This is a genomic window from Ensifer sp. GW101-20A05, assembly GCF_059424735.1.
The window spans coordinates 184,428-197,193 of sequence record NZ_JBWKZT010000009.1 but is presented as its reverse complement, the minus strand read 5'-3'; the positions used below and the strand labels follow the sequence as shown (position 1 = coordinate 197,193).

Genomic DNA, 12,766 nt, shown 5'->3' with positions numbered 1-12,766 from the left:
CTGCGGTATCGGCCGGCTCAGACGTTGAAGGCTGCGCCGATCAGCGTCTTGGTATAGGGCTGCTTCGCCGCCTCGAAGATCGCGTCCGTTTCGCCTTCCTCGACGATCTTGCCGTTCTTCATGACGATCACATAGTCCGACATCGCCTTCACCACCGAAAGATCGTGGCTGATGAAGATGTAGGAGAGCCCATGCGAGCGCTGCAGGTCGCGCAGGAGTTCGATCACCTGACCCTGAACCGAGCGGTCGAGCGCCGAGGTCGGTTCGTCGAGAATGACGACCTTGGGCTTCAGGATCATTGCGCGGGCGATCGCGATGCGCTGCCGCTGGCCGCCCGAGAACTCGTGCGGGTAGCGGTTGCGGGACGCAGGGTCGAGCCCCACTTCCTTCAGCGCTTCTGACGCCCGGCGGTCGCGATCGGCACGGCTGAGCTCGGGCTCGTGCACTTGCAGGCCTTCGGTGATGATCTCACCGACGGTGCGCCGGGGTGAAAGCGAGCCGTACGGATCCTGGAAGACGAGTTGCAACGTGCGACGCAGCGGCCGCATCTGCCCGCGGTCGAAGCCGGAAATATCCGTCGTCCCGAAACGATAGTAGCCGCTGCTCGGCAGAAGCCTTAGAAGCGCACGACCGAGCGTCGACTTGCCGGAACCGGACTCGCCGACGACGCCGATCGTCTGCCCCTCTTGCAGGCGCAGATTGACGTTGTCCACCGCACGGAAGACAGACTTCCCACCCCGGAAAAGCCCGCCGCCGATCTGATAGTCGACACAGACGTCGCGGCCTTCGAGAATGATCGGCGCGCTGTCGGCCGGCGACGCCTTGCGGCCGCTCGGCTCGGCCGCGAGCAGCATCTTCGTGTAGTCGGCCTGCGGCCGCTCGAAGATGTCAGCCGTCGTGCCTCTCTCCACCACTTCGCCGCGACGCATCACCGCAACGCGGTCCGCGAAGTGCTTGACGATGCCGAGGTCGTGCGTGATCAGCACGATCGCCATGCCGAAGCGCTTCTGCAGCGACTTGAGCAGATCAAGGATCTGCGCCTGGATCGTCACGTCGAGCGCCGTCGTCGGTTCGTCCGCGATCAGGAGATCCGGGTCGTTGGCAAGCGCCATGGCGATCATCACGCGCTGACGCTGGCCACCCGAAAGTTCATGCGGATAGCTGTCGATGCGGCGCCCAGGTTCCGGGATGCCGACGAGCTCGAGCAGTTCAAGCACGCGCGCCCGCGCCTGTTTGAACGTGCCGCCCCGATGGTGCACGATCGGCTCGGCGATCTGGCGGCCGACGGGATAGAGCGGATCGAGCGAGGTCATCGGCTCCTGGAAGATCATGGTGACCTTCGCACCGCGCACCTCGTTCAGCGCCTTGGGCGGCAGGCCCACAAGCTCCTGGCCGCGGTAACGCGCGGAGCCGGTGACCTCACCGTTCTTGGCGAGCAGGCCCATGATGCCCATCATCGTCTGGCTCTTGCCGGAGCCGGACTCGCCGACGACCGCAAGCGTTTCACCGGTACGGACGTCGAGATCGATGCCCTTGACCGCTTCCACCGTGCCATCAGGCGTCGAGAAGTTCACCTTGAGGCCGCGAACGGCCAGGATGGTTTCCTTGGTATCTGCCATGTCAGCGATCCTTCGGGTCGAGCGCGTCGCGCAGGCCGTCGCCAACGAAATTCAGCGAGAACAGCGTCAGGACAAAGAAGATGGCCGGGAAGATGAGCAGCCACGGCGCCGACTGGATGTTGTTTGCGCCTTCCGAGATCAGCGCTCCCCAGCTCGTCAGCGGCGCCTGAACGCCGAGGCCAAGGAAGGAGAGGAAGCTCTCGAGCAGGATCACCTTGGGCACGACGACGGTCACGAAAACGATGACCGGACCGATCGTATTGGGGATGATGTGCCGGCGGATGATCTGCCAATCGGTCAGGCCGAGTGCCTGCGCGGCGCCGACGAACTCGCGCCGCTTGAGCGCAAGCGTCTGGCCGCGCACGATACGGGCCATGTCGAGCCATTCCACCGCCCCGATCACCAGGAAGATCAGGATGAACGAGCGACCGAAGAACACGACGAGAACGACGACGAGGAAGACGAAGGGCAGAGAATACATGATCTCCACCAGTCGCATCATGACGTTGTCGACGCGGCCGCCGATATAGCCCGATGTCGCGCCGTAGACGACGCCGATGCCGAGCGAAACGAGGCTCGCCAGCAGGCCGACGGCTATCGAGATCTGGCCACCGAGCATGACGCGGACCAGAAGATCGCGACCGTTGGAATCGGTGCCGAAGGGGAAGTATTCCCGGTCGACCTGACCGGTCACTTTCAGCGTGCGGCCGTCATCTTCCGTTGCCACCACCTGGGTGTCGCGGAACTCGTTGGCGCGATCGAAATAGCGCGTTGCGCGCGCATCGATCGGCTGTTCCGAGGTGATCGTCGCGGTGAAGGTCTCACCCTCGAGATTGAACTCCTTGAGCGTGACGCGGGCGCGGGTCGCGATGCCTTCCATCACCCCCTGCAACGTCGAAACGTCGGGCCGCGGCTCGAGGCTGGGGGCTTTCGTGACGTATGACGGAAACACCTGGTCATAGGTATGCGGCACAAACAGCGGACCTAAGAACGAGAACAGCGCGATCAGTGCCAGCATCACGCAACCGGCCATGGCGGCACGGTTGCGCTTGAAGCGCATGGCGGCGAGCTGAAAGAGGCTGCGCCCCTTGGTTTCCGGTGTCACCACCGGGGTCTGGACGATATCAGTCATGGCGAACCCTCGGATCGAGCAGGCCGTAGAGAATGTCGACCAGGAGATTGAAAACGATGACGAAGATTGCAACGAGAATGACCGTGCCCATCACCAGCGTATAGTCGCGGTTGATCGCGCCGAGGACGAAGTAACGGCCGACACCCGGAATGGTGAAGATCGTCTCGACGACAGCCGAACCGGTCAGCAGCGCCGCGGCACAGGGTGCGAGATAGGACACGACCGGCAGCATCGCGCCGCGCATCGCGTGGGTCACCACAACCGTTCGCGCAGGTAGGCCATAGGCCCTGGCGGTTCGGATGTGGTCGGTGTGAAGCGCCTCGATCATCGATCCGCGTGTCAGGCGCGCGAAAACCGCAACCTGCGGCAGTGCCAGCGCAATCATCGGCAGGATCAGGGAGCGGAACGATCCATCACCCCAACCGCCGGAGGGAACCCACGAAAGGCCGACCGCGAATATCAACACGAGCACCGGACCGACAACGAAGTTCGGCACGGTGACGCCGATCGTCGAGACCGACATGATCGCAAAATCGAGAATGCTGTTCTGCCTGAGCGCGGCGATCGTGCCGGCAGTCACGCCGCCGATGAGAGCAAGCAACAGCGCGTAGAAGCCGAGCTCCATCGAATAGGGCAGACCCTTGCTGATCAATTCAGCGACATTGTTGTCTTTATAGACATAGCTCGGGCCGAAGTCGCCGGTCACAGCATTGCTGAGATAGTGCGTGTATTGGCGCCAAAGGGGCTGGTCGAGCTGATACGTCTTCATCAGGTTCGCCATCGTTTGTGGCGGAAGAGGACGCTCGAGGTTGAAGGGGCCACCAGGGGCGAACCGCATCAGGAAGAAGGATATGGTGACGACGATAAACAAGGTCGGCACCGCACTCGCCAATCGGCGGAGGATGAAGGAAATCATGGACGTGCTCCGGAGGCGACGCGCGGCCTGTTACCGCGCGTCGTCTCTGTTCGTTATTCGGCGATGCTCAGGAACTTGCTGAGGTGCTCGTTCGGAGCATTGTCCGCCCAGCCCTTGACGCGGCTGGCAACCAGCCACAGGTCGGCCTGGGTCAGAAGCGGAGCGATCGGCTGTTCCTTCATCAGCAGCGCTTCTGCTTCATGCATCAGCTTCGAGCGGGCTGCCGGATCCTGCTCGTCGTAGGACTTCTTCATCAGGCCGTCGAATTCAGCGTTTTCGAAGTGGCCGTAGTTGAAGGTCTTGTTGGAGCCGACGCTGAGTGCCAGGAAGTTCTCTGCGTCCGCGTAGTCCGCCTGCCAGCCGGCACGGGCAACGTTGAACTTGCCGCCTTCCTGCAGGTAGGCGTAGTGCGAGGACACGTCGAGGTTCACCAGCGACACCTTGGCGCCGAAGGTGTTCTTCCACATGTCGGCGACAGCGGTCGCAACACGCTCGTGGTTCGGGTTGGTGTTATAGCGCAACTCGATATCGAGCGGCTTGCCACCTTCGCCGTAGCCGGCTTCCTTCATCAGGGCGACGGCCTTGTCTTCACGGTCGAGCTGCGACAGCGTGCCGAACTCGGCCTTGGACGGCTCACCGTAGCTTTCGATGCCCGGGGGGACCATCGAATAGGCGGGGAGCTGCGAACCGGCATAGATTTCCTTGGCGAGGAAGTCGCGGTCGACGGCCATGGACAGAGCCTGGCGGACGCGCACGTCGCTATAGGGCTCCTGACGGGTGTCGAAGGCGTAATAATACGTCGCGAGCGACGGCGAAACATGGACCTGATCGCCGTAGGACGTGCGCAGACGCCCGATCTGATCAGCCGAGAAGTTGTAGACGAGATCCATTTCCTTGGCTTCGAAACGGCGAACCGAAGCGGCCTGGTCGTCGATCGGGTAGAAGATGACCTTGTCGAGCTTGACGTTGGCCGCATCCCAATAGTTGGCGTTCTTGACGACGGTCAGGCTGTCGTTCGGAACGTGGGCGGCGAGCGTGAACGCGCCGTTCGAAACCATGACACCCGGCTTGACGAAGTCAGCGCCGTTCTTTTCGACGCTTGCCTTGCTGACCGGAAGCGCGGTCTGGTGCGCCAGCAGTTCCAGGAAGAACGGGGTCGGGCGCTCAAGCGTGATTTCGAGCGTCTTTTCGTCGACAGCCTTCACGCCGAGCTGGTCGGTCGGCAGTTCACCCTTGTTGACCTTTTCGGCGTTCTTGATCGGGAAGAGAATGTTGGCATAGCCGGCCGCGGTCTTCGGATCTTCGACGCGGCGGATGGAAAAGACAAAGTCTTCTGCCGTTACCGGCGAACCGTCCGACCACTTTGCATCGGCGCGCAGCTTGAAGGTGTAGACCGTACCGTCGTCCGAGAGCTCCCACGTTTCAGCGACACCTGGGACGATCTTGGCAGCGGCGTCATAGATCGTCAGGCCCTCGTAGAGGTCCTTGAGGATGAACGCTTCGATGTTGATCGAGGTATGGGCCTGATCCAGGGTTTGCGGCTCACCCGCATTGCCGCGATGCAGGACAGCTTCGGCGAGCGCCGGGCTTGCTCCGATGAGCAGCGAACCGATCAGCGCGGCAGCGCTAAGGTTGAGTTTCAGTGATGCCATTTTGTTTCTCTCCTTCCCCTTGTTTTGGGTTTGTGATCGCAGGAGAGAAGTGCAAATCGTCCTCAAACGCAAGGCGGATTCTGCGGCCGTCTGCATCTTTATCTATAGGACAGAATTCCTTCTATCCTATAGGTTGTATTTCGTTTGCGATTCTTTTCGTCGCCTTTGCGACGGACGTGTGACGGAAGCAGGGCAATTTCGGGAAATCTCCTGCAACGTTTTAGGTCGGCAATTTTTGTCGACAAAACACGGCCGCAGCCACCGTCGAATCATCGACCGTGCAAACTTTGTGAATTTTGCCGGCAGTTTACGTAATGTGCGTAAAGAATGGCGCCGTTCGCCGCAATCTTCTTGCGAACACCTCACTTCATGTAGACAGACTGTTTCCACCGCGCACTCGACCGGCATGGTGTGCAGTACGAAATATACACGCACCGGTCGCAAATGCGACTCTTGCCTTCCTCCCCTCAAAGGCACCACCAGAAAGTGAAACCAGTTCACCGGAAAGGTGTTGCATCCAGTCCACAGTAAAATCGATTGAAGCGCGTTTCGACCTCTGGCAACCTGCCTTTTGCCCGGTTGTCAAACCACTTCGATGAACTATTGTGCGCCTGACTTCGGTGGGCGCGACCAATTCGCGCGCGCTGTCACGCCGCACGGAAATTCCGGCCATCGCTTGCCTGCGATGATGTTCATGCGGGCTTCAAGCCGGATTGTTTTTGTGGCGCACCGGGAAGGCTGCGCCGAGCACCAAGGGAGAATACCGAATGGCATTGATCACATTGCGGCAACTGCTCGACCATGCGGCGGAGAACGATTACGCGCTGCCGGCGTTCAATGTGAACAATCTCGAATACATTCAGGCCGTTATGCGCGCCGCCGATGCCACCGACAGTCCGGTGATCCTTCAGGCAAGCCGCGGCGCCCGTTCCTATGCGGGTGATGCGTTCCTGCGCCACCTGATCCTGGGTGCTGCCGAGGAATACCCGCATATCCCCGTCTGTCTGCACCTCGACCACGGCGACCAGCCGTCGACCTGCATCTCGGCCATCACCAACGGCTTCACCTCCGTCATGATGGACGGCTCGCTCGAAAAGGACGGCAAGACCGTCGCCAGCTATGAATACAATGTCGCCGTCACCGCAGAGGTCGTGAAGATCGCGCATGCGGCCGGCGTTTCGGTCGAAGGCGAACTCGGCTGCCTCGGCAACCTCGAGACCGGCGCCGGAGACAAGGAAGACGGCCACGGCTTCGAAGGCAAGCTGTCGCGCGAGGAACTACTGACCGATCCGGACCAGGCGCTCGATTTCGTCACCAAGACCGGTGTCGATGCACTGGCCGTCGCCATCGGCACCAGCCACGGCGCCTACAAGTTCACCCGCGAGCCCGATGGCGACATCCTGTCGATCGAGACGATCGCTAAGATCAACAAGAAGCTGCCGAACACGCATCTGGTCATGCATGGCTCGTCGTCGGTGCCGAAGGATCTTCAGGATCTCTTCAACACCTATGGCGGCAAGATGAAGCCGACCTGGGGCGTTCCGGTCTCTGAAATCCAGAAGGCGATCCCGCTTGGCGTGCGCAAGGTCAACATCGACACCGACCTGCGCCTCGCGATGACCGGCACGATCCGCAAGAACTTCGCCGAAAACCCGGAGAATTTCGACCCGCGCAACTACCTGAAGCCGGCAACCGCGCTGATGACCGAGGTCTGCAAGGAGCGCTTCGAAGCCTTCCGCACCGCCGGCAAGGCCTCCAAGATCCGCACGCTGCGCCTGCCGGAAATGGCAAAGCGCTACGCGGCAGCCTGATTCCGAGAACCCGCCCGCTTTCCGCTTACATCATTGAGACCACGGGAAGCGGGCGGCCTATTCCCATGAGAAACAAACCGGCGCGGCCCGTGATCATGCGGCCGCGCGCCGATTTCGTTTCGATCATCGAAGGCTGGGATCGGCCAAGCGAACTGGAGACAACGGGGACAAGGCCCCCCTCAAGCCCGCCGCCTTTTCGCGGTTTCGTGCTCGTAAAGCTGATCCATGCTCAAGGCGGCCACGTCGGCGAAAGCTGTCTGACCTTTCACTTGGCCGCCGCCGAGAATGACGACCTCGTCGCAGAACGAGATCGTGCTGCGGTGATGGCTGATGACGATCGTCGTGCGACGTCCCGCTCTCGACTTCAGCGTCTCGACGATGGCCGCTTCCGATAGCCCGTCGACCGCGTTGGTGGCTTCGTCCAGGATCAGGATATCCGGATCACGCACCAGGGCCCTGGCGAGCGCGACCCGCTGTCGCTGCCCGGCCGAAAGGCTGGCACCTCGATAGCCGACGACGGTTTGATAGCCCTGCGGCAAGCCTTCGATGAAGCCATGCGCTTCGGCCATCCTGGCCGCATGCTCCACTTCGGCTGCGGTGGTCGCCTCCCGGCCATAGGTGATGTTCTCCAGGATCGTTCCATCAACCAGTTCCAGGTCCTGGCTCGCGAGCGCGATCCGGCTTCGCCATTGCACCGGGTCGATCCGGTTCAGCGGGACATCGTCGACGAGAATGTTTCCCTCATCCGGCTCGACGAAGCGGCATAGCAGATTGACGATCGTCGTCTTGCCGGCACCGGACCGGCCAATAAGCGCCGTCGAACGGCCGCCTGGGATTTCGAACGCCGCCGACTGCAGCACGACGTCTCGGGAACCCGAGCTCGGATAGCGGAAAGTGACGTCATCAAATCTCAGCCGCTGCCGCAGCCCGCTGAAAGGCTCCCTCCCCTCCGGCGGCCGCGGCTTGCCGGACGAGTCCAACAACCAATGCACCTCCTCCAGCGATCCGCTCCAGCCCTGGATCTGGCTCCAGGACAATTGCAAGGCACGCATATGCGGCTGCAAACGATAGAGCAGAACCACGAAGGCAACGATCACAGGAAAACTGATGCCGGCAGACCAGGCACTGACGACCACTCCAAGGAAGAGAGCGGAGTGGAGCGTCTCGGTCAGCGGTGGCAGCATGCCCTGGCGGGCCTGTAGTGCGAAGGCGGCGCGCCTGACCGAATCCGACGCCCCATCGAACGCGGCCTTCTCCCGCGCCTCCTGCCCGAATATCCGGATCAGGCGGCCGGCGTGGACCAGGTGGAGCATGCGTGCCGCCAGCTCGCCGTTGAAGGAGGTGACATCGCGGCTCGGCCCCGTGAGGGTTGCGGACAGGACGTAGTGTACGAGCTGCACGAGAACGAGGCCGAGCGCCACGAATAACGTCATCTGCCAGGACAAAAGCAGGAGGAACGCGAGCAGGATGACGGCGGCCGCGCCATTCACAAGGGCAGCAAGTACGGTTTGTATCGCGTCGGATGCTCGCCAGGACTCGTTCGAAATGATGTTGAGCAAGCGCCCGGGATTCTCCTTCATGAAGAACGGGTAGCCGATGCGCAGCAACTGACCCGACAGTGCGCTTCGGATCGCGTGGCCAGCCTTGCCGTAGATGAAGGTTGCAAGCACCGTGTTGGCAAAAGCCAGGACATTCTTGAGACAGATCAGCCCAAAGGCAGCAGCGGCGATGACGATCAGCCTTTCGCGATCGTCCAGTCCCGATCCGACCTGCTGGAAAAGAGAGGAGACGCCGCTCAGTGCCGCCGGATCCTGGTCGCCGGCAATAATGCCCAGCATGGGAATGATGAGGCCGATACCGACGCCCTCCAGTGCCGCGCTGCAGAGGCCGAGGACCACCACGAGCGGAAGCAGACGCATCTGGCCATCCAGTGCATTGCGCAACAGCTGCAGGCTCGGCAAGAGAATTCTGAACATCGCGGCCGTCCTCAGCGCTGGAGTTGCTCTCGGGCCCGTTGTTCGACCGGGCCCGTTGTCCGCTCGGCGACGGACAGGCTCATGAACTTGAGAGCGCCGAGCAGGTTCATGAAAACGATTGGCCAATGCGACAGGTGCAGGACGGGGTCGAACCGGGGGCCGCCGAAGACTTCCCTGATAGCCGACCGGACGGTCCAACAGAAATGCCGCAGCAACCATGGTGTCGTGCGGATATGCTTCATGCAAAGCGCGCCGTTGCCGAAACTGTAGTTGCGGTGAAGCCTCTCGATTGCCAGGCGGGTGCGTCGGCCGTGGTGATGGAAGACGAGCATGTCGGGGACATATTCGATCGGGATACCGAGCCTGTAGGCGCGCAGCAGATAGTCGGTGTCTTCGGCCGACTGCAGGGAGGTGCCGGCGCCGAAGCGTTCGTCGAATGCCCCGACACGCAGCGCAACCTCGCGATGCATCGTCATGTTGCAGCCCAAGACGAAGCCACCCGGATGAATGTCACACGTCAACCGCTCACGCGCGTTCGATCGTTTGATCGTGAAGGGCAGGTCTCTGGCATCTCCGAGTTCCACGCGGCCGCCGCGAATGATTCCGCTTTCGCCGCTTGCGTAGTGGCGCTCCAGGTCAGCCAGATAGTTCGTGTCGATTTGACAATCGTCGTCGATGAAAACCAGAATGCCGCCACGCGCGCGTGCCATGGCCGTGTTGCGCGCGGCAGCGAGGCCCGGTCGGGTATCGATGAGGTGCGTGATTGCCAGCGGGGAAGCGGAAACCATCCGGGCAATGCGTTCAGGCGTGTCATCGGTCGAACCGTTGTCAACAACGATCAACTCGCACCGGCCGGCAGCATGGGTGCCACAAACTGTCTCGATCGATCGAATGCAGGTCTCGAGCGCCGCCGCACGATTGCGCGTGCAGACGATAAAGCTTGCGAAAAGCGCGTTGCGTGCGGGGGGCGACGGCGACCGTGGCGTCTCCACCATGTCGCTGCGTTCCGCCGCTGTCCACTTCAGGCCCTCGACGGTCATGCTAGCGCATCCCTTGCTGCGGAAGGACGCTCGTCGCAGGCACGGATTGCAGATACCGCGACACAGCATCCAGCCGGCTTGAAGCAGCCAACGTCATGCGGCTGCACCATGGCACTCGAGCGCCGGCGATTAGGCCATATCGTTCCCGGCGACGGATGAGCCCCCATTTTCTCGTCTGCGTCAAAAACTCGTGGGTGAGTTCCGGCCGCCGCTCGTCGCTGACGAACTGATAGAGAAAATAGAAGAAATTCAGCGCGCCCGCCTCGTATCCGGCGCGGGTTTCCGCAGGAAGCGCCGAGACCCTGGCCTCAAGCGAGAGAATACACGCAGCGGCACGCCCTATCGTTTCCGACGTCACTGCGAGGCCGATATCATTCAAGGCAGAGGGACCGTCGCAAAGCTCTTCGCGTTCGAGATTTTCGCCGACGATCTGCAAATGCGTGCGGCGCATCTGGCGCTTATGCGTGTTCGTAACGCTGTTGCCGTGAATGCGGTAAGCGATCAGCGCCTCGTCGATCATCACAGCCGGAAAACGCTCGGCAACCCTTCGGAAGAGATCGAAATCCTCCGCATGCACGTAATGCGCATCATAGGTCAGCATATCCTGCGGGATGACGCGCCTGTTGAAGACGACGGTCGAGTGGATGAAGATCGTGAAGAACTTCGACAGCGCCCGCAGGCTCGCCGGCTGATAGATCGGGTTGGGCGTGCCGCGGATGATACGGTCGCCAAGCAGCGTGTCGATACCCGAGCCGCACAGCGCAAGCTCCGGCTGCCGCTGGAACAGCGACACCTGGCGTGACAGTCGCGAGGGATAGGAAATATCGTCCGCGTCCATTCTGGCAATGAGGTCGCCCTTCGCCAGCGTGAGGCCTTCGTTCAAGGTCGCGATCAGACCGCGATTTTCGCGCGAGACGATGGTGATGCGGTCGTCCGCCTGCTGATAGCGTCGCATGATTTCCAGCGAACGATCGCGCGAACCGTCGTCGATAGCGATGATCTCCAGCCGTCGATAATCCTGCTTCAGAATGCTCTCAAGCGCCGCAGCCAGATAGGGCTCGGCGTTGTAGACGGGCAGCAGGACGGAAACCAACGGAACGGTCATGGGCATTCTCGAACGTTATTGCAGATCTGAAGCATGGAGCGCATTTTCCCTGCCAGCGGCGTCCGTGCGATAGGTCGGCTGCGGCCGCTCACCCTTTTTCCCCTGCAGCCAGTTGACAGAGCTTCCGGCATTTGGGGCCGATCTACTCCGCCGGCCGCCCGCGCGAAGGTAGGGGAAGTACCGTTTCAGGGCGTTGAGCGGTTTCTCGAAGGCGAGCCAGGAGACGGCCGCGACGACCAAAGTGGCGGAACCGGCAACGAGCAAACGCCCGAAGCCCTGTTCGGAAACATTGACCGGTATCCACGCCTGCGCCTTGACGACCAGCGCCAACACGACCGGATGAAACAGGTAGACGCCATAACTGACGCGCCCGAGCGCCGTCAGCGGCGGGAGTTCGAGCAGCCTGCCGAAATCGTTGCGGAACCCGGCGGAGGCGCTGCCCACCAACATTGCAAGCGGAACCAGGGGCGAAACTTCAAGGCCGATCCACACCAGCCAATCGGGCACCGGCCCCATTGCAGTCGAGCGCGCCCAAAGGAGGACGAGCGACAGGATGGAAAGCGGCAGCCAGCTGGCCGCCATCCATCGCGGCCAGGCTGTGACATGCGATCGGTGGACGGCCAGGAGGGCACCCGCCGCCAGCGCATCCATCGAGGCCGGCGGCAGCAGATCGCGCGCGAGCGAGGGGGCGCCTGTCAGCGGCCAATAGAAGCGGTAGGCCAGCGAACAGGCAATCACACCGACACAAAGCCGCCCGAGCAGACGGCGCGGCGTCAGCAGAACGAGAAGCGGCCAGACGATATAGAACTGCTCTTCTATGCTGAGACTCCAGGTGTGGCAGAGCACCCACGGTGTCCACGCGTCCTTGACCGCGTACCAGAAGTTCGAGAGGTAAAGCGCGTGCCAGACCCAGCCTTCCCTGGCGCCCTCCAGGTTGAACAGCCACAGGACGCCCAGCATGCCGAAATAGGGTGGGAAGATGCGCAAGGCGCGACGCGCGTAGAAGGATCTGAGAGCCGTCGCCGGTTCGAACTGAGCGGCGGAACGGGCGTCGAGCAATAGCCGCGTGATCAGAAAGCCGCTGAGAATGAAGAACAGCCGCACACCGATGTGTCCCCAATGGGAATCGTCCGCGGCAAAAAAATGCGCGTACAGAACCATGGAAACGGCAGCGGCCCGCAACCCGTCCAACTGACGGTCGCGCGTATTCAACATTGAACATCCCCTCGGAGTTCCGACCCTTGCGGGCCCTGTTCCTTGTGGAGCCAACTCTCTGGTCAGCTACGATTTTTGCCGCAAGGTTGCCATTTGCTTCAAGAGAAGCGTGAAAGGTCTGATCGGTCGCACGACGCATTGAAGGCGGCCCCTAAAACTCTAGGGTCGAATAGGGCCAAACTTTGACCGCTGGAATGGCGGCAGCGCGCCGAGCTCGCCTGCGGGCGGTCGACCGTGACGACCGAGGCGCCGGTCACCGCCGCCGGGCCGAGGCCGCAAGCCCTTGTATTGTTTCAGAAA

Annotated in this window: 9 protein-coding genes; 1 reads left to right on the top strand and 8 read right to left on the bottom strand. The window is 61.7% G+C overall.

Annotation, left to right across the window (positions count from 1 at the left end):
* Positions 1 to 17 precede the first annotated feature (17 nt).
* Genes AC070A_RS22175 through AC070A_RS22160 form a run of 4 tightly spaced genes read right to left on the bottom strand, consistent with a single transcriptional unit; the run spans position 18 to position 5,319 of the window.
* Positions 18 to 1,619 (bottom strand): ABC transporter ATP-binding protein, encoded by a 1,602-nt coding sequence (locus AC070A_RS22175; protein ID WP_057248529.1) that lies wholly within the window; start codon positions 1,617 to 1,619, stop codon positions 18 to 20.
* Position 1,620: 1 nt separating this feature from the next.
* Positions 1,621 to 2,751 (bottom strand): ABC transporter permease, encoded by a 1,131-nt coding sequence (locus tag AC070A_RS22170; RefSeq protein ID WP_057248530.1) that lies wholly within the window; start codon positions 2,749 to 2,751, stop codon positions 1,621 to 1,623.
* On the bottom strand, positions 2,744 to 3,667 hold the full coding sequence (gene oppB, locus AC070A_RS22165) for an oligopeptide ABC transporter permease OppB (protein ID WP_057248531.1): 924 nt from the start codon (positions 3,665 to 3,667) through the stop codon (positions 2,744 to 2,746). Before oppB ends, AC070A_RS22170 begins: the two co-directional genes overlap by 8 nt.
* 53 nt (positions 3,668 to 3,720) lie before the next feature.
* The gene (locus AC070A_RS22160) at positions 3,721 to 5,319 is read right to left on the bottom strand and encodes a peptide ABC transporter substrate-binding protein (protein WP_057248532.1); all 1,599 of its coding nucleotides are present in this window, start codon (positions 5,317 to 5,319) and stop codon (positions 3,721 to 3,723) included.
* Positions 5,320 to 6,086: 767 nt separating this feature from the next.
* On the opposite strand from AC070A_RS22160, the gene fba reads away from it, so the two are divergent.
* Complete coding sequence (gene fba, locus AC070A_RS22155; protein ID WP_057248781.1) at positions 6,087 to 7,130, top strand: class II fructose-bisphosphate aldolase; 1,044 nt, start codon at positions 6,087 to 6,089, stop codon at positions 7,128 to 7,130.
* 179 nt (positions 7,131 to 7,309) lie between these two features.
* Here the strand turns inward: fba and AC070A_RS22150 are convergent, their stop codons facing one another.
* The 4 genes from AC070A_RS22150 to AC070A_RS22135 are packed head-to-tail and all read right to left on the bottom strand — an operon-like array spanning position 7,310 to position 12,466.
* Positions 7,310 to 9,106 (bottom strand): ABC transporter ATP-binding protein, encoded by a 1,797-nt coding sequence (locus AC070A_RS22150; RefSeq protein ID WP_492383935.1) that lies wholly within the window; start codon positions 9,104 to 9,106, stop codon positions 7,310 to 7,312.
* 11 nt (positions 9,107 to 9,117) lie between these two features.
* Positions 9,118 to 10,101, bottom strand: a complete 984-nt coding sequence (locus AC070A_RS22145; RefSeq protein ID WP_113737413.1) for a glycosyltransferase family A protein — start codon at positions 10,099 to 10,101, stop codon at positions 9,118 to 9,120.
* Positions 10,102 to 10,147: 46 nt separating this feature from the next.
* Positions 10,148 to 11,251: a glycosyltransferase family 2 protein gene (locus AC070A_RS22140; protein ID WP_492383934.1), complete on the bottom strand. Its 1,104-nt coding sequence runs from the start codon at positions 11,249 to 11,251 to the stop codon at positions 10,148 to 10,150.
* 15 nt (positions 11,252 to 11,266) lie between these two features.
* A complete protein-coding gene (locus AC070A_RS22135) occupies positions 11,267 to 12,466 on the bottom strand; it encodes an acyltransferase family protein (RefSeq protein WP_057248535.1) in 1,200 nt (399 codons plus the stop codon).
* Between the last annotated feature and the right edge of the window lie 300 nt (positions 12,467 to 12,766).